A 20,352-nucleotide genomic window follows, 5' to 3' on the forward strand; every position below is an offset into this window, starting at 1 on the left:
AATAATTCAGCAGCCTCCTAGGGCGAGAGCGCGTCTCCACGCCACATCGAAATGGTGGCGTTTCCGGTGATGAGGATGTTGCCGCCGGCATTGATGATCGTTGTCTGACGGGGATCTGCACCTTCAGGTAGGGGCCTAGACCATACGACCGCACCATCGGCGATACGTAATGCATGAAAGCCGGCGTAGTCGCTGAAGACGTAGTGACGCCCGTCGGTCATTCCGCCGTACACCCAGTAGGCGTCTCTCCACGGAGTTCGCCAGCGCTGTTCGCCCGTCGCGCTGTCGAACCCGATGAGTTCGCCGGTCTCTTGAGCCGCCACAATCACCGTTCGACCAGCCAAGGCTTGAACAGCGCCAGTGTTGTCGGTGCGCAGCAACAACGGGTTGCGCCACAGCAAGCGCCCGCTTTCGGGGTCGTAGGCGCCGTCGGCCATCATCACCGGCGGCTTCTCGGTAGTGGCTTCGGCCATTCCGGAATGTGTGTAGGCCGGCACTTCGGCCGTGGAAACCAGCGTGCCCTGCCCGTCGAGGATCTGCTGCCGACTGCCGCCGTCGACCATCACCGGACTGTTGAGGAACAATCCATCACCCACGACAGTCAGTTGAGTCGAGTCGAGATTGAACCGCGTTCGACCCGTCTCGAAGTCGTGCACGGTGAACCGGAACATCGCCGCATCCTCGAGGTTTGTGACTACGACGACCTCTCCCGAGGGCAGAACGTCGGCGATACCCGACAACGGCCCAGCCACCGGCACTGAACGCCTGAACGTGGATCCCGGCGCCGATGGCGGCCCAGCGGACACCACAAGGTTGTGCCGCGCACCCTGGGACTCGATGCCGGTGACGTAGGCGCGATCGCCGGCCATCATCACGTCGACGTTGGCCATCGCCGTGCTGGTCTCCGACAGAAGCCGTCCGTCAGCAGTGTTCACGAACAGCACACGTTCGTCGTTCCAGCACGCGATCACTCCGGACTCGACCCGATCGGAGCATTCCCGCACGCGGCCGATCGGGCGCTCCCATTGCGTCGATCCGTCGACACGGTGGAGTCCGACGAGCGTCACCGACTCGACTCTCCTGCCTTCATCGACTTTGTTCTCGTTCTCAGCGGCGAGACGGCCGAGAGCGCCCACAATCACGGTGGGAGCGTCCAACACCGACACATAGCCGTAGTAGGCATCCAGTGTGTCGGGAAGCGAAAGCAACGCTTCGCCGTTGTGGCCCGGCACGCGCTCGGCATGAAGGGACCACGCCAGGGACGGGACACTGCCGAGGTCAGGAGGCGACCACGAAGCAGGCTCCCGGCCCCGGTCGCTGTCCCGCGACATGAACGTGGCGGTGACACCGATGGCCGAGATAACCACTGTCGCCATCACCACGGCTATCACGGCCCGCCGTCTACTCGTTCCCACCAGCTGACCGTAATCGCGACTGGGTACACCGCGATCGTCAGCCACTCACTCACTGACTCGGGTGCAGTCGACGAGCAGGGATGTGGCAGGCGGTCCGACTCGGTGACAGATCCCAGAGGGACCAGAAGGATGAGTCGCGAGTGGGACGACGCCGACCTCACGCGCGGTGCAAGGCCGGCGAGGTGGATGGAGGCAGACCTCGACGTCGAGCTGACCGGCTATACCCTCCCCGACGTCGCTTCCGTCAGAGCTGCTTCAGATCCGACTGCTGCCACACCGCGCGCATCGTCGACACCTTGCCGTCGGCATCGAAGACCATGATGTCGACGGGGGTGATCTCGAAGGCCAGTCCGGCGGTCTTGGTGACCAGGGTGAACTCGAAGACGGCGGTGTCGCCGGCGATCTTCTTCCATTTGAGCGTTGCGGTGCGCTCGTCCATACCGGTGATCACCGAGTAGAACTCGATGAGCTGCTCGCGGGTGTCGCGGATGTCCGCGCCGATGGGGTCCTCGACGGTCGCGTCGGGCGCGTAGAGGTCGGCGATCTGTTCGGCGGTACCCGAATTGAGCAGTTCGATGTAGGCGTCGACGGCCGCCTCGATCTTCTCGGCGAGCCCGGCTTGTTCCACGGTCATGAATCCTCCACAAATTAGAACGTGTTCTAATTCGGCACCGTAGCACGGCGTCCGTCAACCGGTGGATGATTCCGGTGCACCGTCGGAGTTGTTTGATACGTTCGCCGCACAGTTCTCCTGCGCGGAAAGGCCGGTGCACCTTCTCGATGTCCGAGCCACCGTACGCACCGACGCCACCCGCCGGCGCGTCTCAGTGGCGGCCGCCCGACGTCTCCGACGAATGGAGCCCGATCCCCGAGGCCGGGACACCGCCACCCCCGATCGCGCCCGGACCGCAGCCGGCGTGGGGTTCGGCCCAGCACGGCGGGTGGCCGGAATGGATGCCCGCGCAGCACCCCACGACGGCCGGCGCCCTGTTGCAGCGGATCTTCTCGACCGTTGTCGCCGCACCCCGCATCTTTCTCGGGCTCGTCGCGCTGACCTGGGTGGTGGCCGCACCGCCCCTCGCCGTGGCCACATTCTGGTCGGAGACCACAGATCCGGTCGTCGACGACGCGAGCGACTGGGCATCGATCATCGTTCCTTTCGCTGCGATCGTCGGCGTCGTCTTCGTTCAGTGGATCGTGGTGGCCGGGACGCTCACCGGTGTCGCCGCACACCCCGTGGCGCGCGTCCGTGCCGGCTCTCGACCCGCCTTCGACGACACGCTGCGGTACGCATGGCGTGCCCTCCCCAGGCTCCTGGCCTGGACCGTGCTCCTGGGGTTCGCCGTCGCGGCGGCTTTCACACCCGCCGTCGCGCTCTTCGGTCTGGGCGCCGCGTCCGGCGGATTCGTGCTGCTCACCGGGAGCCTGCTCCTCGCCCTCGTCGCTCTCGTCCCGGTGGCCTGGCTGCTGGTCCGCACAGTATTCACCGCACCGGCGATCGTGCTCGACGGACTCACTGTGCGAGAGGCGGTCGCCCGCTCGGGTTCGTTGGCCGCGCAGCGATTCTGGCGCACCTTCGGCGTCCTGGCGGTCATGCTGGTGCTGGCGTGGGTCGCGATGACCACGATGATGTATCCGTTCGATCTCCTCGGATCCTTCGCCGGCGCATGGTTCGACGACGCGGACGCCGACACGTACGAGACCGTCGTCTCGGTGGTCGGCTCCGTCGTCGCGTCGATCGTCGTGCAACCGGTGCTGACCGTCGTGCCGGCCGTCCTCTACGACGACGCGCGCGCCGCCGAGTCGGCAGCGACACCGGCTGTCCCGGGACGGGGCGACCGGTGATCGGAATCCTCGCCGCACCCCTGGACCCCGCCAACGACGAGGCACGCCGGTGGGCCGAACAGGAGCTCTCCGAGCCCGACTACCAACCGCCCGAGCCGTCATGGTTCGACCGCTTCGGTGAGCGCCTCTGGGAGTGGATCGCCGACAACGTCTTCGGCTGGTTCGGTGGCTCCGACACGCTGCGCGCCATCGTGATCGTCCTGGCGATCGCGCTTGTCCTCGGACTCGTCGTCGTGGTCATCCGTCATCTCCGTCGCAACCCGCGCATCCCCCGGCCCACCGGTGCGGCGCCATCCGAATCGGTGCTGACCGGTCCTGCTCGGTCTGCGGCCGAGTTCCGGTCCGACGCCGACACCGCATTCGCGGCGGGACAGTACGACGCGTGCGTGCTCGCCGCCGTCCGCGCCGTGGCCCGCCGCGGCATCGAGCGCGGACTGCTGGCCGACGAGCCGTCCCTCACCGCCCACGAGGTGGCCGTCGACCTCGGACCCCGCTTCCCTGCACACGATGCCGGATTACACAGAGCCACAGACCTCTTCGACGCCATCGCCTACGGCGACCGGCACGCCTCCGCCGAATCCGCGCGTGAGGTTCTCGAACTCGAGCGCGCGGTCTCGTCCGCGCGACCAGCCGAGCCGGATGTCAACCGACCGCGCCGCCTGGCGGTGCCCCGATGACCGGCACCCTGCAGGCCGCCCCGCCGCTGCGTCCCCCGCCCGCGAAGAACAGGACACCGGCCTGGGTCTGGGTGGTCATCGTCGTGGTGATCGTCGTTGTTGTCGCCGGCATCGGTCTCCTCGGTGTCACCGCGCTCACCGGGGTGCGGGGTACGCCCGGGCCCGGGGTGAGCAACGACCCCGACAACGCCCAACCCGGCGGGTCGCGGGCGCTCGCGCAGATCCTCGACGACCGCGGTGCCGACCTCCGGCTGGTGCGCGGACTCGACGAGTTCACCGACGCTCCGCGCCCCGACGGGGAAACCACGGTGGTGGTGAGCTCGACGTCGTCGTTGAATCCCGGTACCACCGAGCAGTTCCGCGACCGCGTGCAGGACGCCGATCGCGTGATCCTGATCGCACCGGACAACACCGTCCTGACCGCGCTCGACCTCCCGGTCACATCCTCCTACGGCGACGGCCCCTCCGCGGTCGCCGCCGGTTGCCGGACACCCGGGATCGACGAGACCGACATCGTCGGCTTCACCCCCTTCGGCTACTCATCCACCTCGTCCTCGGCCACCGCCTGTTTCACCGCCGGTACGACGTCGGATCTCGTCGTCGTACCGCGAACCGCCGAGCGACCCGAGTTCGTCGTGATCAGCGGCGGGATGCTCACCAACGAGCAACTCGCGCAACAGGACAACGCGGGCGTCGCGATACGCGTGTTCGCCGGTTCCGATGACATCCTCTGGTACGTACCGTTCTTCACCGACCAGGTGGCATCCGACGACGAAGAGTCCGACATCCCGGCGGCGGTCGGGCCGCTCATCGTGTTGACCGTCTTCGCAGTTCTCGCCTTGATGCTCTGGCGGGGCAGGCGATTCGGGTCGCTGGTCACCGAGCCGTTGCCCGCCGTCGTCAAGGCGGTCGAGACCACCCGTGCGCGGGGCCGGATGTATCACCGCGCCGGAGCCGACGCGCGGGCCGCTGCGGCGTTGCGCATCCACACGCTGAGCTCGCTGGCGTCGTATCTCGGCCTGCCGTTCGACGCGGCACGGGCCACCGATGCACTGTCGCAGCCAGACTGGGACGCCGTCGTCGCGCCACAAGAGACCGCGGACCCGACGGTGTCGGCGATCGTCATCGCCGTGGCCGGGGCGACCCATAGCGACCTCGGCGAGATCCGTTCACTGCTCGCCGGTCCGCTGCCCACCACCACCGCCCAGCTCGTGCACTTCACCGCCGAACTGACCAACCTCGAGAAGGAAGTCCGACACACATCATGACCGTCGACCCGTCCCGCGACCCTGGCCCCGGTCCGTTCACCCCAGACCCTTTCGCCCCAGATCCGTTCACGAAAGCAACTCCCGGCCGGCCACCGGAGAACGCCCACCACCGGCCCGGCGGAGCGCCGAACCGCGCACGCGATGCGCTAGGGGCCGTCCGCGGTGAGGTCGCCAAGGCCGTCGTCGGCCAGGACCCGGCAGTGGCAGGCATCCTGATCGCGCTGCTCTGCCGCGGGCACATCCTGCTCGAAGGCGTTCCCGGCGTTGCCAAGACGCTGCTCGTCCGGTCGGTGGCCGCCGCGCTCGACGTCGAGACGAAGCGTGTGCAGTTCACTCCGGACCTCATGCCCGGCGATGTCACCGGATCGCTCGTGTTCGATTCCGCCAGCTCGGAGTTCACGCTCCGCGAGGGACCTGTGTTCACCAATCTCCTGCTGGCCGACGAGATCAACCGCACCCCGCCGAAGACGCAGGCATCGCTGCTGGAGGCGATGGAGGAACGTCAGGTCACCGTCGACGGCGATCCGCGCCCGCTACCCAGCCCGTTCCTCGTCGCCGCGACCCAGAACCCCGTCGAATACGAGGGCACCTACCCCCTGCCCGAAGCACAGCTCGATCGGTTCCTGCTGAAGGTCACGTTGCCGCTCCCGCCTCGCGACGACGAGATCACCGTGCTCACGCGGCACGCATCCGGATTCGATCCGCGCAACCTGTCCGCGGCGGGGCTCCGACCGGTCGCCACCGCCGCCGACGTGGAGGCCGGCGCCGAGCAGGTCCGTCGGGTGACGGTCGCTCCGCAGGTCACCGCCTACATCGTCGACATCGCTCGGGCCACCCGGTTCTCACCGTCGCTGGCACTCGGCGTCAGCCCGCGAGGAGCCACCGCCCTACTGGGGACGAGCCGCGCATGGGCGTGGTTGAACGGCCGCGACTTCGTGACCCCCGATGACGTGCAGGCGCTCGCCCAATCGACGCTGGCGCACCGCCTGTCGTTACGCCCGGAGGCCGAACTCGAGGGAGTGTCGGTGGGCTCGGTGCTCGACGCCGCCATCAACTCGGTGCCCGTCCCCCGCTGATGTTCCTCACCGGCCGCTTCCTGATCCTGGTGCTGCTCGGCGCAGTGCCCATCCTGATCTGGCCGAATTATGCGGTCCCCGTTCTGTGGACGATGTTCTGTGTCGTGCTCATGTGCCTCGACATCGCGCTGGCGGGGTCCACGAAGTCGATCACCATGTCGCGTTCGGCGCCCGGCCCGATCCGGCTCGGTCAGACCACGACATGTTCGATCACGGTCACCAACCACGGCTCCGGGATCTTCCGTGGCGTGCTGCGGGACAGCTGGCAGCCTTCGGCCGGTGCGTCGGAGAACACCCATCGGGTGACCATTCCGCGGGCGGAGACGCGTTCGGTGACAACGACTCTCACCCCTACACGGCGCGGTGACCGGCTCGCCGTCCGGGTCGCCGTGCGGCGAGTGGGACCGTTGGGCCTCGCCGGACGCCAACGGTCGGTACCCCTGCCGGGCCGGGTCCGCGCACTCCCGCCCTTCGACTCGAGACGGTTGCTGCCGTCTCGGCTGGCCCACCTCCGTCAGCTCGACGGCAGATCCGCAGTGCGGGTACGGGGTCAGGGCACCGAATTCGATTCCCTTCGTGACTATGTCGAGGGTGACGACGTCCGTAGCATCGACTGGCGGGCCACCGCCCGGCGCCGTTCGACGGTGGTCCGTACCTGGCAGCCGGAGAAAGACCGACACATCGTCATCGTCTTGGACACCTCACGCACGTCAGCCGGGCGCGTGGGCGACACCCCTCGACTCGACGCCGCGATGGACGCCGCCTTGCTGCTGGCCGCCCTCGCGTCGCACGCCGGTGACCGGGTGGATCTCATCGCCGGTGACCGCCGAGTTCATCGACGGGTGGTCGGCGTCGGCCGCACCATGCTGCTGAACAGTCTCGTCACCGCCATGGCCGACCTCCAACCCGCTCTCCTGGAGGCGGATTGGCCGCTGCTCGGTGCCGAGGTCGCCAAGATCGGTCGCCAGCGCGCGTTGCTGGTGCTGCTCACACCCCTCGAACCCGCAGCCGTCGAGGAGTCGCTCCTCCCCCCACTGGCAGTACTCGCGCAGCGCTACAAGGTCATCATCGGCTCCGTCGCCGACCCTGCACTCGACGCGATGCTGACCGAGCGCGACGACGCCACCCAGATCTACGACGCCGCGGCCGCGGCACGCACACTCACCCTGCGCGACCGGACCGCTACCGCGGTGGGCCGGCTCGGCGTCGACGTGGTGGACGCGGCCCCCGACAAGCTGCCCGCGAAGCTGGCCGATCACTATCTGCTGCTCAAGTCGCGGGGATTGCTCTAGACCCTCGACGCGAAACAGAGTGCGGGATGCGTAGCGGTTTCCTCTACGCATCCCGCACCCTGGTTGACGGGCCGGCGGCAGTCAGTCGAGGATCGCCGTGGCCTCTACTTCGACGAGGACATCGGGTTCGAAGAGGTAGTCCACGCCGATCAATGAGGCGGGGGGGCATCGGCGACGGCAAACCGATGTCCTCGGCGACGCGCTCGACACCGGCCATGAAGTCGGCGATCTTCTCGGGCGCCCAGTCGGTCACGTAGAACGTCAACCGCAGGACGTCGCCGAAAGTGGCTCCTGCCCCTGAAAGTCCGGTCGCGGTGTTTCGCAACGCCTGAGCAACCTGGCCCGCCAGGTCACCCGGTGCCACGGGCGATCCGTCGGCCGTTCGAGCGATCTGGCCACTGACGTGCACGTGACGCGTCCCCGTGCCCACAGCGACGTGGTGGTACGGCGTCGGCTGGGTCATGCCCCGCGGGGTCGAGTAGTCAACGGTCATGGTGTTCTCCTTAGCGGCGTCCAATAGGTATATCTTTGATACTTGGTGGCTGCAGGACACTTCAAGGAGACGTGGTTTCATGACCGATACCGGTGGACAGTCCGTCGAGCTCGCGATCAGCGCACCACATCGCGAACTGCTGGATCAGGTGCTCGACAAATGGTCGTTGGCGGTCTTGAACGAACTCTGCGAGCAACCCTGCCGCTTCAACGGTTTGCGGCGCGCCATCCCAACGGTCACCCAGAAGTCGCTCACCGCGACATTACGCAAGCTCGAGCGGAACGGCATCGTCGAACGGGTACTGTTGAGCTCGCGTCCGGTTGCGGTCGAGTACCGAATCACGCCGCTGGGCAAGACACTTCGTCCACCGATCGATGTGATCCTCGAATGGGCGACGGCACACATGCCTGACATCGAACGTGCCCGGGAGGCCTTCGATTCGGCCGAGGACGACTCGACGGCGCAGCGCTTTTCGACCGGGTGATCACACTCCGCAACGCGGGGGTTGCTCTGAGCTAGCCGTCCCCGCCCAGCGACCGCTCCAGGTAGTCGAGGTTCTGCCGCATCTGAGCGATGAGTCGTTCCGCGCCTGACACGCTGTTGTCCGCATCGGGGTCGACCACCGTATTGACCGCCATGTCGGCGAGTTGCCGCGCGACCTTGCGGTCGGATTCGGCATCGCCCGGATGATGCCACCACGCAAGCCAATTCAGCATTCCGATGATCCCGAGCGCGGAGACGCGCGGATCGGCGGGACGGAACCTTCCCTGGGCGATCCCCTCCTCGACGACCGCGACCAGCTCTTTGAGGACCCGCCGGCGGCTCTGGCGGTAGGTCTCGGCCAGAGCCGGCGGCAACTCGGCCTCCGAGCGGATGAGGAGACGGAACCGGTCCAGGGTCTGCGTCTGGTGGAGTGCGATGGACATCGCCATCTCGTGGACCTTTCCGGCGGGGTCGAGATCCGTACGCTGATTGATCTCGTGCAGCAGGATCGCCGGCTCCTCGGCGATCTCGCTGACCAGCCGGGCGAACAGCTCGTCCTTGTTGGCCACGTAGTGGTAGAGCGCCGGCCGGGTGAGACCGGTGGCGTCGGCGATGTCCTGCAGCGTGGTGCTGGCCAGTCCGCGCTCGGCGAACAACCGGGTCGCCTGCTCCATGATCTCGCGTTCGACCAGCTCACGACGAGAATTGCTGCGTCCACTCCGCCCACCTGCAGTGGACGTCTCCTGGGGGGTCGAGCTGGTCATAGGCGAAGAATAGTGCGTTCGGCCTCGATGCTCCGCTCCGCCTCACGGACTCCATCCACCACAGCTCCGTCATCCACAGCTTCGTCCGCCACCGCCGCGTCGGTCACGAACACCAGATCGGCGCGGAGGCTCACCAGGCCGGCGACGAGATCGTCGTACGAGCTGTCCGGGGCTTCGACGACGACGAGAGCGCCGGTCTCCCGACGCAGGCGCTCACCGACGTCGAGTCTGGTCAGCACGGCGTCCCGATCGCCACGCCCGGTCAACCACACGACGGTCGCGTGTGCGGCCTCCGCGATAAGCCGTCCTGCCTCTGGGCCCCACGCGGAGTCGACATCCGCGTCTAGCCGCAGGGTTCCGGGTTCGGAAAGCAGCTGCGCGGGGGCTCCACGGCTCGGGAACGACCACGGCCCGCGTACCAACGGTTGTCCGACGATCCACTGCGCGGTCGCGGCGTCGGGGACAGACGCCGGGTCGACGTCGGCGTAGGCGGCCAGACCTCGCCGGGCAACCTCTGGTGCCGAGGCCGCGAAGCGGTCGATCCCCACCTTCCCCGCGCGGGTCATGTAGGCGATCATCAGTTGGTCCACCGGCATATCTGCCCGACGCGGGAACGACTCCCACCACTGCTCGCTCCGGGTGGCTATCGACTGCAGGTATTCGACATTCGGCCGCCGCGCCGATTCGTAGGCCGACAGGGCCTCGTCGAGCGTCGTCGACTCCCTGACCGCGCGATCGAGCTCGATGGCATCCTCCATCGCGAGTTTGGTTCCCGACCCGATCGAGTAGTGCGCGGTGTGCGCAGCATCCCCGAGCAGCACGACGTTTCCGGTGTGCCAACGGTTGCACGTCACGGTGCGAAAGCGCAGCCACCGGGTTCGGTTGCCGATGAGACGGTGACCGTCGAGCGCGTCCGCGAAAGCCTCCTGGAGGTAGGCCAGTGCGGTCTCGTCGCTGTCGGCGACACCCGTCGACTCGGTCGAGACGTCGAAACCCGCTCGACGCCAGGTGTTCTCGTCGGTCTCGATCAGGAACGTGCTGCGGTCCGACGCATACGGGTAGGCGTGGGCGACGAAGGTGCCGTGTTCGGTGGTCACGGGCGTGAAGATGGCACTCGGCAACGCGAAATCCGTTCCGCACCAGAGGTACAGGCCTTCGCCAGTGCTGATGGCCGGACCCAGGTCGTCGGCGAGATCGGTGCGGGTGGCGCTGTTGACGCCGTCGGCGGCGACGATGAGGTCGGCGTCGAGGTCGGCGACCGACCTGCGCGCGCCGAACTCCAACCGCACACCCGCGGCCGTGGCATGGTCCTGCAGCACCTCCAGCAGCGTCGTCCGTGCGATCGCGAGCAGCTCGCCGTGCGACAGGCGCGCCACATGGTCACCCACACGCATGGACATCTCGTGTGGGTGTGACACGGCGACGATCGCGTCGAGCGAGTCGGGATCGGCCTGGCGGAGATTCCGTTGGGTCCGTGACGCCAGGCCGACGCCGAATCCGAAAGTGGTGTCGGGCGAGCCCTGTTCGTACACGGTCACCTCGGCATCGGGGTGACTGCGCTTGAGCAGGCGTGCTGCGTACAGCCCACCCGGACCGCCACCGAGCACGGCGATTCGACTGAGTTTCATCGTTTCTTCCTCACTGATCAATTCGCTCGAGCTTCGCCACGACGTCGGCGCGGAGGCGCTTCTTGTCGATCTTCCCGACGTTCGTCTGTGGTAATTCCGTTACGTGCTCGAGCCGCTCAGGCCACTTGAACTTGGCCACGCCCAGCTGTTCGAGGTGTGCGCGAACACTCGCCATCGACACCGGCTCGCCGTCCGCGGTGACCAGGTAGGCACAGGACCGCTCACCCAGCCGCGGGTCGGGCATGGCGACGACGGCGGCATTGCGCACTCGCGGATGGGTGACCAGCAGCTGTTCGATCTCCTCGGCGTTGATCTTCTCGCCACCGCGATTGATGAGGTCCTTGATTCGTCCCTCGATGGAGACGTGGCGTTCGCCGTCGACGAGCACGATCTTCGCGAGATCCCCGGTCCGGTAGAAGCCGTCGGTCGTGAACGCGGCCCGGTTGTGCTCGCGTGCGTCGAAGTAGCCGGGGATCGTATACGGGCCCCGGCAGGACAGCTCGCCGACCTCGCCGTCGGCCACCTCGACCTCCGAGCCGGGTTCGAGGATCCGGATCTCGTCTCGCGAGGCGATCGGGGTGCCGACCGTGGTCAGCCGTGAGTCCTTCGGAGCGTTCCGGGGAGAGACCGTGAACATGCCCTCGGACATCCCGAAGAGCTGACCGACCCAACGTGTTCGGCCACCGGCCCGTTCGAAGAGCTCGCGGCCGGGCTTGGCGCCGGACAGGATGACGTTGCGAAGGAACGCGCTCGGCTCGTCGAACTCCCGACCGGCGACGGCCTGATAGTGCCCGTGTCCGATAAGGACATCGGTCACCCGTTCCCGCGCCATGAGCGGGAACGCCTTCGACACGTCAGCGCTCGCCAGCACCAGGCAACCCCCCACCGAGTGCGCGGCATGAAGTCCACAGCTGATGCCGGCGTTGTGGATGATCGGGATCAGATGCGCGACGCGCGTCTCCTCGGTCCATCCCAGGCGCCGTGCGTACAGCAGGGCGTTGTCCCAGTACTCGACGTGCAGACGTGGGATCACCTTCGGCACACCGGTGGTGCCACCCGACAACTGGAACGCGCAGATGTCGAGCGGGTCGATGCCGGACTGGATCGACTCGACCCGCGCTCGCGCCTCCGCCGGCGGAGTGCCGGCTCCGAGGGTCTCCACCGCGTGTACGCCGTCGGCACCACCGGATGCGCCGATCGTGAGGATGGAGCGCAGCGTCGGGTGGCCTTGGGCCTGCTGCCGCGCGAACTCGACGAGGTCGAAGCCGAGTCCGGCCTCGACGACGTGTCCGACCGCGCCGACCGCACGGGAGATGTGGCCGATCTCGTGCGCACGGTGGGCCGCCAGCGTCGCCACCGGCACCAGCCCCGCTTTGAGACACCCGTACCAGACGAGGACCGTCTCGATCCTGTTTCCGGTCTGAAAGAGCACCGGGTCGCCGGGTACCAGGCCGAGATCGAGCAGTCCCGCCGCGATCCGATCGGTGCGGGTACCCAACTCGGCGTAGTTCATCGAGGAAGCATCGGTCACCACGGCGGGACGATCGGGGAAGCGGTCGACGGTGTCCTGTAGACGTTGAGCCAGCGGACGGTCGGTCCACTCCCCCGCCTGCCGGTAGACCGCGGCGCGGTCCGCCGGATACCCGACCAGTCGGTCGCCCCAGCGCGACCGACCAGGTCCCGGAGTCCGGGCCGACGACCGCTCGGGGGTGGAGGTCACCATCATCGACCCGCCACCGCCGGGAGCAGTTGTGCGAGCTCGGCGACGTGGTCGGGATGGTCGACCGGCACGATGCCCGAGTAGACGGCCGTGAAGCATCCCGGGCAGCACTGCTGCCGGAACACCACGTCGGTGTCGACGTATTCGCGGGGATCAGAGGTGACCTGCGGCCCGGCGTCGCTCGACGGGCCGTCGTAGCGTGCCAGGTCGAGCCGGCCGGACTTGCTGTCGCCCAACAACCTTCCACAGTGTGCGCAGCCCACCACGCGTGCATCGCCGATGGTGGCCTCGACCAGGTTGTCGTCCAGTCGACGGGCGTGAGCAAGATCCAGGGTCGCCTCTTGGCCGGAGGGAACCTCCGAACGGTTTCGTCGAATCTCGCGCAACTGTGCCCGCTTCTCCTCGGTCCGCGAGTCGTCGACCTTACCGTCGGCGAGAACGACGCCGTAGGTCTCCTCGGCACCGACGAGGGTCACCTTGCCGTTGCGTACGTCCGTCGCCACGGCTTCCGGCTCGCGGTGCAACGGGTCGCCATAGCCGCCCCCGCCCTGCCAGTGCATGTACAGCACCTCACCGGGGGCGAGGTAACTCTCGTCGTAGCACGCGCCGATCTCCTTGTTCCCGTTCAGTTCGTCCATCGATCCGGGAATTCGCCCCTGTGCCAACAACTCCTGCACTCCGGAATCCCGCGCGAGAATCTCCAGGCCGGTGTTGCCGGGCAGGCCGCCCGCCAACCCGGAGTTCTGGGCCACCGCTTTGCCCGCCGAGGCGAACACGAGCCCCATCGGCAGACTGGTGCCGTACGGCGTCACGGCCAACGACGCCGACACACCGCCGCGATGCCGCCCCGGGCCGCCGGAGTCGGGCTCCTCCCGGCGCCACAGCGTGAGCAGCGGGTAGAGGAACTCCGTCATCTCGGTGTCGGGGATGCGCCCCATCGGGATGCAGAACAGGCCACCGGTGTCCATACCGTCGGCGACCGGCCGCGCGCCGTACCCGCCGGCCATCGGCTCCATCATGATGTTGAGGAACGGCACCGGTTGCTCACCGCGCTCGTCGAGGCCTGCGACCACCGCGGTGTCCCACGTACCGCAACACGACGCCTGCACGTTCTTGCCGAACTCGAGGTGGCGATCCAACATCTGGGCCAGACACTCGGCGATCAGGTTGCCCGTGAGCCAGGCCGGGCCGATCGGTCCGCGACTCACCGCGGCAGGGAAGGTCGCGTTGTTGATCGTCCCCTCCTCGGCCACCAGATCGAAGCATCGCATCAGACCGCCCGCCGACCAGGGGATGTCGCCGGCGAGGATGGGGAGGAGCGCCAGCATCACCCCGCCGCGCATGCCGGCGTACGTGCAGTTGATGACCCCCGTCTGCGGGTCGGTGCCGGTGAAGTCGAACTCGAGGTGGTCGTCGTTCTTGGTCATGGCGACGGTGATCTTGTGCACGCCGCGGTCGCCGGTCTGGGACTGGTCCTGGTAACCGGTCGCATGCCACGTCCCGTTCGGCAGGTCCGACAGCTTCGCCCGCAACCGGCCCTCTGCGTCGGACATCATCCGCTTCATGACGGCCTTGACCGTGTCTGCGCCGTACTGCTCGATGACCGCGAGCAACCGGTCGCGGCCGACGCTGTTCGCGCCGATCTTGGCGCGCAGGTCGAGCCCGACGAGCATCGGGACCCGACTCCGGCGGACCCACACGTCGGCGACGTCGCGCTGCAGCTCGTAATCGCGAACAACCTTGATGGGCGGCGTCGGAAGCGACTCGGAGAACACGTCTTTGGCGGCCGGGTCGAATGAGCCCAGTCCGGATCCGCCGAGGTCGGGCTCGTGGCAGATCGCACTCGTCCAGGCGAACAGCTTGCCGTCGTGGAAGACGGGCTGGTAGACGATCACATCGCTCTGATGCAGTCCGCCACCGACCCACGGGTCGTTGCACAGGAACATGTCGCCCTCGGCGATGCCCGGATTGAGCGAACGGTGCTGCAGGGTCCAGTAGATCGCGAGATCCACGGCGCCCACCAGCATGGTGTTGTACAGCCCGACCTGGACCTCTTGGCCCAGTTCGTCACTGACGGCGAAGTCGAAGTCGTTGGCATCGGTCACGATCGGCGATCCCGACATCCGTTTGAGGGCTTCACCCATCTCGTCGGTGACCGACCACAACCGGTGCCGGATCACCTCGTACGTGAGCGGGTCGAGTGCATCGATCTGTTCCTGCGAGACGGTGTGCACCGGCAACGACGGCGGCAGGGATCGGGCCAGCGCATCGAGATCGGTGGGTCGGCTCGAGAAGACCTCCGAGCCGGGGATGGGTGCGGTCATGAGAGCGACTCCTGTGGTTGCTGCTGGTGGTCGGTCATGCGGGATCGACGGTGATGTTCAGGTTGCCCAGACGGTCGATCTCACCGGTGGTGTCATGCGGGACCACCACCGTCGTGGTGGGCACCTCGATGACGGCGGGTCCACGGATGATGTGGCCCGCTTGCAGTCCGGCATAGTCGTAGATGTCGGTGTCGACGAAGCCGCGCCGGCCGTCGAGACAGACCTTGCGCACACCCACGTGGGCCGACGACGGGTCGGTGGTGTCGGAGGTTGCCAGTTCGGGTAGCTCCGGCGAGAACGGCAGGACACCCGTGCCGCGTACGCGGTAGGTGATGGCCTGGATGCCCGCCTCGCGGAATCCACTGTCCTTCCCGTAGAGGTCCGCGTACTTCTTCTCGAATGCCTCTGCGGCGGCGACGATCTCCGTCGATGTCAGCGAACCGTCCGGTAGCGGGGTCGCGACCTCGGCCAGCTGCATGCTGTATCGCATGTCGATCTCCCGCTCGATCTCGATTGCGGCGAACTGCAGGCCCTGACGGTCGAGCTGACCGCGTACCTGTTCCTCGAGGACCTTGAAGTTCTCCTCCACCCGGGCAGGGTCGACCGGCATCGCTGCCGGGTCCGAGAGTTCCTTGGCGAGAACGATGTTCGACGACGCGAGGCCGTAGGCGGAGAAGGCGGACGCCACCTGGCCGAGCGGTACGACGACCCGGGACACCCCGATCTCCTGCGCGTACAGGCCGCAGTGCGCAGGGCCCGAACCGCCGAACGCGTAGACGATGAAGTTGCGGGGATCGTGACCGGCCTCGACGACCGTCTTGCGCAACAGGTCTCCGGTCTGGGCGTTCTGCACCGCGTAGATGGCGGCGGCGGCCTCTTCCACCGACAGGCCGAGGGGTTCGGCGATGCGAGTGCGGATCGCCTCGCGGGCGAGCTGCAGATCGAGCGCCTTGCGACCACCCAGCAAGCCGCGCTCGGGCAGGATGCCGAGGACGAGGTTGGCGTCGGTGTTGGTCGGTTCGGTCCCGCCTTGCCCATAGCAGGCCGGACCCGGCACGGCTTGCGCGCTGTGGGGTCCGATCTGGAGATTGCCGCCGGCATCGATCCAGGCGATCGCGCCGCCGCCGGCGCCGATCGCATGGACCTCGAGCGTCGGGACGTTGATCGGGTGATGGTTGATGATCGTCGTCGACGATCGGACCGGCTCGCCGTCGACGACGAGCCCGACGAGGAAGGTCGTGCCGCCCGCGTCGGTGGCGATGATGTTGTCGTGGCCGAGCTGCCGACCGAGTGACACCGACCCGACCACCCCGCCGGTCAGCACCGAACCGACGGTCGAGATGGCGTTGCCCGGCGCTTCGGACGCGGCGACCGCGCCGCCGTTGCTCTGCATGACGAGGAGGGGACCGGCGAGCTGATGGTCGCGCAACCTGCCCTCGAGTTCGCCGAGGTAGTCCCGAAGGCCCGGGCCGATCTGGGTGCTCATCACCGTGGTCGCGTTGCGCGCGAACTCTCGGATCCGTGGACTAACCTCGCTCGACAGCGAGACGAACACGGTGGGGTCGATCTCGGTGACGATCTCGCGAATTCGCTGTTCGTGGGCCGGGTTACGGAATGACCACAGCAGCGAGACGGCGATTGCGGTGATCCCGTCGTCGAGCAGCTGACGGACCGCGGAGCGCACCTCGTCCTCGTCCAGCGCGACCACGACACGACCGTCACGGTCCATGCGCTCGGTGACCTCGAGCGCATGACGCTTGTGGATCAACCCGTGAGACTTGCTCTGCGCGAGCACGTTCTGCAGCTGTTCGGGTGAACGGCCGAGGTAGCGTCCCTCCACGTTCATGATGAAGATCGAGTCGCGATGCCCCTTGGTCGTGATGAACCCGACATCCGGCACCCGGCCCATGACGAGCGCGTTGAGCGACGACGTGGTGCCGTGCGCGATGTGGTGCGTGTCGGCGAGCATGTCGTCGAGCGGGCGGCCGAGTTGCTCGGCGAGGACGGTCAGGACGTCCATCACCCCCGCGGAGTAGTCGGGCGGCGTCGAAGGCGCCTTGCCGGCCACCACCAGTCCGTTGCCGTCGTCGAGGACGGCGTCGGTGAACGTTCCGCCGACGTCCACACCGATCACGTATGTCATGGCCAGATACTCCTTCGTGGTTCGGACCGCGCGGCCCGTCAGGCTCGTTTACGTTGGCGTTGAGTATTCGACGTGTTCGATCAGGTGTCAAGCATCGGATATGAGCTGCGTCACCGATGATTGTCCCCTGTCCCGACATCGCTGCAGCTCACGGCGTCGACTGCTGCCGCTTGACGAATCTTCATACGCGTCGAATAATCGTCGTCAGCGTCAACGTGACGCCGTTGGGCGCGATCTGCGCCGCAATCGAAAGGACCGCCCATGGGTGTTCACCGCATCGGGCTCGTGGTGCCGAGCTCGAACGTCACCGTCGAGACCGAGATGCCGGCCCTCCTCAACCGGCACCCGGTGTCGGAGTTCTCGTTCCACTCGACCCGGATGAGAATGCACACCGTGTCGCCGGAACAGCTCGCCGCGATGAACGCCCAACGCGAGCGGTGCGTGCTGGAGATCGCCGATGCGTCCCCCGGGGCGATCCTTTACGCCTGCCTCGTGGCGTTGATGGTCGGCGGGCCGGGTGAACACCAGCGCGTGGAGGGCGCCGTGGCCGAGCAACTCGCCGCCGGCGGCTCCGAAGCGATCATCCGGTCCAGCGCCGGTGCTCTCGTCGAAGCCCTCCGGGCCCTGGACGCCCGCCGCATCGCCCTCGTCACCCCGTACCTACGGCCTCTCGCCGAGAAGGTCGTCGAGTACCTCGACGCCGAGGGATTCGAGGTGATGGACTGGCGGGCGCTCGAAGTCGCCGACAACGCCGAGGTCGGGTGCATCCCCGGCGAACGAGTCATGGCCGCGGCCCGGTCCCTCGAACTGGACGGCGTCGATGCGCTGGTGCTGTCCTGCTGCGTCCAGATGCCGTCGCTGGGCCTGATCGACGACGCCGAACGCGAGTTCGGCCTGCCCGTCCTGTCGGCGGCGACCGCCGGCGCCTACAGCATCCTGCGCGGGCTTGGGCTCTCGGCATCCATCGAGGGTGCCGGCAGCCTTCTGCGCGCCGACATCGCCACCGTCCCCGCCTGATCCTTTCCCCGATTCTCTTGGAGCCCATCATGAGCCCACTCCCCCACAAGGTCCGCGGCGTCGACCACGTCGCCTACCCCACCTTCGACCCGGCGGCCACCGTCCGCTTCTACCGCGACGTCCTCGGCTTCCCCGTGGTGCACTCGATCTGCGCCGCAGGCTGGGGACCCGACAAGCACCCCGACTTCATCCACTTCTTCTTCGACATCGGCAACGACGACCGGCTCGCCTTCTTCTACTACTTCGGACTCGAGCCGTTCGACGGTGGGCCCCAGGGTGATTCGTACTCGCGGTTCGCCGAGGATGTCCCGATCTGGTTCATCCGCTCGCGTCACCTCGCCATCCACGTCGACGACGAGACGGACCTGTTGGAATATCGTCGACGACTCGACGCGAGTGAGTGGCCGGTCGAGATGCAGATCCAGCACGAGACCATCGAGTCCATCTACACCCATGACCCGAACGGTTACATGATCGAGATCACCAGAGCCATGCGACCGGTGACGCCGCAGGAAGACCTCGACGCCAACCTCACCATCGAGGCCCTCATCGACGTGGTGTCCCAGCCGAATCCGACCTTGGACGCCCTGCTCGTCCGCAAGGCGGAACGAATCCTCGAGCGGGCAGCGGACTGGCAGGACCAACAAGCGACCGGCAGCGTCCTCGCCGGCAAGAAGGTGTCGACGCGATGACGACGTTCTTCGTGCTCGACGTCCCCGAGAACAAGGCGGTCGCCGCGGTCGCCGGCGAGGCACCGGGTGTCACCGTGGATCACATCGGCCCGTACTTCCGCATCACCTCCGACGACGACGCCATCGTCGTCGACCGGCGTGCAACCGGATGTCGGCATGCCGTCTGGTACAGCAGCGTCGCGGGTCTGCTCGATTCGCGGATCACGCAGTGGGACAAAGACGCACTGAAGGTCCAGGCACGGTGAGTGCCACCACGACCGCCGGCGCGAACAGGCTGGGAGCCGGACGCTACATCGAGGCCGCCGAGCAACCGTCGGACACCACGACGTCGGTCCACGAACTGGCGACCGCCGACGGCGCCAAGGTCACCGGAGTACTACGAACCGTCCCGGAGGCGTCCGTCGTCGTCGCACTCATGCACCCGCGTCAGGACCTCACCCACCATGTCCTGGTCCCGGAGCTGCTCGCCCGCGGCTTCGCGGTGTGGACGCAGGGCACCCGATCGGTCAACAACGATCTGACACTCATCCACGAACAGGCGATCCTCGACGCCGCCGCCGGCCAGGTGTTCCTGCGTGAGTGCGACTTCGAAACAGTTCTCACACTGGGCCATTCGGGTGGCGGCGCGTTGTTCGCCTTCTATCACGAACAGGCCGGCCTGGCCCCTGGCGACCGGTTGTCGACGACCCCGGCCGGACGGCCGGTCGACCTCGCCGGCGCCGACATGCCGTTGCCCGACGGCGCGATCTTCCTGGCCCCGCATCCCGGTCAGGGCCAACTGCTGCTGCGCCTCATCGACCCCTCCGTGGTCGACGAGGCCGATCCGCTCGGCGTCGATCCGTCACTCAACCCCTTCGATCCGGCGAACGGGTTCGCCGAACCTCCGGAGAGCTCGTCGTATCCAGGGGAGTTCGTGCACAGATATCGGGCCGCTCAACGCGCGCGCGTGGAGCGTTTGGACGCGATAGCGCGCGAACTCGTCGCCGAGACCGGTCGCGCCCGTGAGCGTTTCGCCGTCAGCGCGGATCCGGTCGATCGCCGGACCGCACTCGCGCCACGCGTCATGACGATCTACCGCACCGATGCCGACCTTCGATTCCTGGATCAGTCGCTGAGTCCCAACGACCGGCCGTACGGGTCGCTGTTCGGTCGGCGACCCGACCTCACGGACTATGGCCTGGTCGGGTTCGGCCGACTGGCGACCCCCGACGCGTGGCTGTCGACGTGGTCGGGTCTGTCCAGCAACGCCGGATTCGTCCGCTGCGCGCCCGGCGTCCGGGTTCCCACGCTGTTCGTCGAGCTGACCGGCGACCAGGCGTGCTTTCCCGAGGATGCGGTGGCGATGGTGAACGCCCTCGGCGCGGACGATGTCACGCACGTCCGCGTCGAGGGAACCCATTTCGGCGGTCCCATCCGCCGCGGAGCGCCGACCGGCGCGAGCCTCGCCGCCGCGGAGATGGGCGGGTGGCTGGCGCAGCGGTTCCCGCAGTTCGCCCCCTGAGGTGCGAGGAGCGC

Annotated in this window: 17 protein-coding genes and 1 pseudogene; 10 read left to right on the forward strand and 8 right to left on the reverse strand. The window is 67.5% G+C overall.

Annotated features, from left to right (window positions below; translation table 11 throughout):
- Window positions 1-17 precede the first annotated feature (17 nt).
- Window positions 18-1,391, reverse strand: a complete 1,374-nt coding sequence (locus AMD30_RS22360) for an outer membrane protein assembly factor BamB family protein (RefSeq protein ID WP_156354384.1) — start codon at window positions 1,389-1,391, stop codon at window positions 18-20.
- A gap of 268 nt (window positions 1,392-1,659) precedes the next feature.
- Window positions 1,660-2,049 (reverse strand): nuclear transport factor 2 family protein, encoded by a 390-nt coding sequence (locus AMD30_RS22365; RefSeq protein ID WP_055477151.1) that lies wholly within the window; start codon window positions 2,047-2,049, stop codon window positions 1,660-1,662.
- 146 nt (window positions 2,050-2,195) lie between these two features.
- Here AMD30_RS22365 and AMD30_RS22370 point away from each other — a divergent pair, with 146 nt between their 5' ends.
- Genes AMD30_RS22370 through AMD30_RS22390 form a run of 5 tightly spaced genes read left to right on the forward strand, consistent with a single transcriptional unit; the run spans window position 2,196 to window position 7,573 of the window.
- Complete coding sequence (locus AMD30_RS22370; RefSeq protein WP_231632823.1) at window positions 2,196-3,260, forward strand: glycerophosphoryl diester phosphodiesterase membrane domain-containing protein; 1,065 nt, start codon at window positions 2,196-2,198, stop codon at window positions 3,258-3,260.
- Window positions 3,257-3,937, forward strand: a complete 681-nt coding sequence (locus AMD30_RS22375) for a DUF4129 domain-containing protein (RefSeq protein ID WP_055477152.1) — start codon at window positions 3,257-3,259, stop codon at window positions 3,935-3,937. The genes AMD30_RS22370 and AMD30_RS22375 overlap by 4 nt, the downstream gene beginning before the upstream one ends.
- On the forward strand, window positions 3,934-5,205 hold the full coding sequence (locus AMD30_RS22380) for a DUF4350 domain-containing protein (RefSeq protein ID WP_197282832.1): 1,272 nt from the start codon (window positions 3,934-3,936) through the stop codon (window positions 5,203-5,205). Before AMD30_RS22375 ends, AMD30_RS22380 begins: the two co-directional genes overlap by 4 nt.
- Window positions 5,202-6,281 (forward strand): AAA family ATPase, encoded by a 1,080-nt coding sequence (locus AMD30_RS22385; protein WP_055477153.1) that lies wholly within the window; start codon window positions 5,202-5,204, stop codon window positions 6,279-6,281. The genes AMD30_RS22380 and AMD30_RS22385 overlap by 4 nt, the downstream gene beginning before the upstream one ends.
- Entirely contained in the window at window positions 6,281-7,573 is a 1,293-nt protein-coding gene (locus tag AMD30_RS22390) for a DUF58 domain-containing protein (RefSeq protein WP_055477154.1), read from the forward strand. The genes AMD30_RS22385 and AMD30_RS22390 overlap by 1 nt, the downstream gene beginning before the upstream one ends.
- Window positions 7,574-7,654: 81 nt before the next feature.
- Here AMD30_RS22390 and AMD30_RS24785 read toward each other — a convergent pair.
- Window positions 7,655-8,066: pseudogene (locus tag AMD30_RS24785) on the reverse strand (RidA family protein).
- 79 nt (window positions 8,067-8,145) lie between these two features.
- Between AMD30_RS24785 and AMD30_RS22395 the strand changes: the two are divergent.
- Window positions 8,146-8,550 (forward strand): winged helix-turn-helix transcriptional regulator, encoded by a 405-nt coding sequence (locus tag AMD30_RS22395; protein WP_055477155.1) that lies wholly within the window; start codon window positions 8,146-8,148, stop codon window positions 8,548-8,550.
- Window positions 8,551-8,581: 31 nt separating this feature from the next.
- On the opposite strand, the gene AMD30_RS22400 is transcribed toward AMD30_RS22395, so the two are convergent.
- From AMD30_RS22400 to AMD30_RS22420, 5 genes are read right to left on the reverse strand one after another with little or no spacing between them, the layout of a single operon-like run.
- Window positions 8,582-9,313: a TetR/AcrR family transcriptional regulator gene (locus AMD30_RS22400; RefSeq protein WP_055477156.1), complete on the reverse strand. Its 732-nt coding sequence runs from the start codon at window positions 9,311-9,313 to the stop codon at window positions 8,582-8,584.
- Window positions 9,310-10,941, reverse strand: a complete 1,632-nt coding sequence (locus AMD30_RS22405) for an FAD-dependent monooxygenase (RefSeq protein ID WP_055477157.1) — start codon at window positions 10,939-10,941, stop codon at window positions 9,310-9,312. The genes AMD30_RS22400 and AMD30_RS22405 overlap by 4 nt, the downstream gene beginning before the upstream one ends.
- A 10-nt stretch (window positions 10,942-10,951) precedes the next feature.
- On the reverse strand, window positions 10,952-12,667 hold the full coding sequence (locus tag AMD30_RS22410; RefSeq protein WP_055477158.1) for a (2,3-dihydroxybenzoyl)adenylate synthase: 1,716 nt from the start codon (window positions 12,665-12,667) through the stop codon (window positions 10,952-10,954).
- Complete coding sequence (locus AMD30_RS22415) at window positions 12,664-14,985, reverse strand: hydantoinase B/oxoprolinase family protein (RefSeq protein ID WP_055477159.1); 2,322 nt, start codon at window positions 14,983-14,985, stop codon at window positions 12,664-12,666. The genes AMD30_RS22410 and AMD30_RS22415 overlap by 4 nt, the downstream gene beginning before the upstream one ends.
- Window positions 14,986-15,019: 34 nt before the next feature.
- The gene (locus tag AMD30_RS22420) at window positions 15,020-17,128 is read right to left on the reverse strand and encodes a hydantoinase/oxoprolinase family protein (protein ID WP_055477160.1); all 2,109 of its coding nucleotides are present in this window, start codon (window positions 17,126-17,128) and stop codon (window positions 15,020-15,022) included.
- A 261-nt stretch (window positions 17,129-17,389) separates the two neighbouring features.
- Here AMD30_RS22420 and AMD30_RS22425 point away from each other — a divergent pair, with 261 nt between their 5' ends.
- The 4 genes from AMD30_RS22425 to AMD30_RS22440 are packed head-to-tail and all read left to right on the forward strand — an operon-like array spanning window position 17,390 to window position 20,338.
- The gene (locus AMD30_RS22425; protein ID WP_055477161.1) at window positions 17,390-18,145 is read left to right on the forward strand and encodes a maleate cis-trans isomerase family protein; all 756 of its coding nucleotides are present in this window, start codon (window positions 17,390-17,392) and stop codon (window positions 18,143-18,145) included.
- Between the two features lie 29 nt (window positions 18,146-18,174).
- Window positions 18,175-18,837, forward strand: a complete 663-nt coding sequence (locus AMD30_RS22430) for a VOC family protein (protein ID WP_055477162.1) — start codon at window positions 18,175-18,177, stop codon at window positions 18,835-18,837.
- Entirely contained in the window at window positions 18,834-19,082 is a 249-nt protein-coding gene (locus tag AMD30_RS22435; protein ID WP_055477163.1) for a hypothetical protein, read from the forward strand. Before AMD30_RS22430 ends, AMD30_RS22435 begins: the two co-directional genes overlap by 4 nt.
- Window positions 19,079-20,338 (forward strand): hypothetical protein, encoded by a 1,260-nt coding sequence (locus tag AMD30_RS22440; protein ID WP_055477164.1) that lies wholly within the window; start codon window positions 19,079-19,081, stop codon window positions 20,336-20,338. Before AMD30_RS22435 ends, AMD30_RS22440 begins: the two co-directional genes overlap by 4 nt.
- Window positions 20,339-20,352 lie beyond the last annotated feature (14 nt).

The organism is Gordonia sp. HS-NH1, assembly GCF_001418765.1.
GTDB lineage: Bacteria > Actinomycetota > Actinomycetes > Mycobacteriales > Mycobacteriaceae > Gordonia.

What these genes read in the sequence shown, in the direction of transcription:
- AMD30_RS22430 (WP_055477162.1), top strand. Translation starts at nt 18,175, where the DNA reads ATGAGCCCACTCCCCCACAAGGTCCGCGGCGTCGACCACGTCGCCTAC.
- AMD30_RS22390 (WP_055477154.1), top strand. Translation starts at nt 6,281, where the DNA reads ATGTTCCTCACCGGCCGCTTCCTGATCCTGGTGCTGCTCGGCGCAGTG.
- AMD30_RS22380 (WP_197282832.1), top strand. Translation starts at nt 3,934, where the DNA reads ATGACCGGCACCCTGCAGGCCGCCCCGCCGCTGCGTCCCCCGCCCGCG.
- AMD30_RS22400 (WP_055477156.1), bottom strand. Translation starts at nt 9,313, where the DNA reads ATGACCAGCTCGACCCCCCAGGAGACGTCCACTGCAGGTGGGCGGAGT.
- AMD30_RS22415 (WP_055477159.1), bottom strand. Translation starts at nt 14,985, where the DNA reads ATGACCGCACCCATCCCCGGCTCGGAGGTCTTCTCGAGCCGACCCACC.
- AMD30_RS22435 (WP_055477163.1), top strand. Translation starts at nt 18,834, where the DNA reads ATGACGACGTTCTTCGTGCTCGACGTCCCCGAGAACAAGGCGGTCGCC.
- AMD30_RS22395 (WP_055477155.1), top strand. Translation starts at nt 8,146, where the DNA reads ATGACCGATACCGGTGGACAGTCCGTCGAGCTCGCGATCAGCGCACCA.
- AMD30_RS22420 (WP_055477160.1), bottom strand. Translation starts at nt 17,128, where the DNA reads ATGACATACGTGATCGGTGTGGACGTCGGCGGAACGTTCACCGACGCC.
- AMD30_RS22405 (WP_055477157.1), bottom strand. Translation starts at nt 10,941, where the DNA reads ATGAAACTCAGTCGAATCGCCGTGCTCGGTGGCGGTCCGGGTGGGCTG.
- AMD30_RS22385 (WP_055477153.1), top strand. Translation starts at nt 5,202, where the DNA reads ATGACCGTCGACCCGTCCCGCGACCCTGGCCCCGGTCCGTTCACCCCA.
- AMD30_RS22365 (WP_055477151.1), bottom strand. Translation starts at nt 2,049, where the DNA reads ATGACCGTGGAACAAGCCGGGCTCGCCGAGAAGATCGAGGCGGCCGTC.
- AMD30_RS22425 (WP_055477161.1), top strand. Translation starts at nt 17,390, where the DNA reads ATGGGTGTTCACCGCATCGGGCTCGTGGTGCCGAGCTCGAACGTCACC.
- AMD30_RS22410 (WP_055477158.1), bottom strand. Translation starts at nt 12,667, where the DNA reads ATGATGGTGACCTCCACCCCCGAGCGGTCGTCGGCCCGGACTCCGGGA.
- AMD30_RS22370 (WP_231632823.1), top strand. Translation starts at nt 2,196, where the DNA reads ATGTCCGAGCCACCGTACGCACCGACGCCACCCGCCGGCGCGTCTCAG.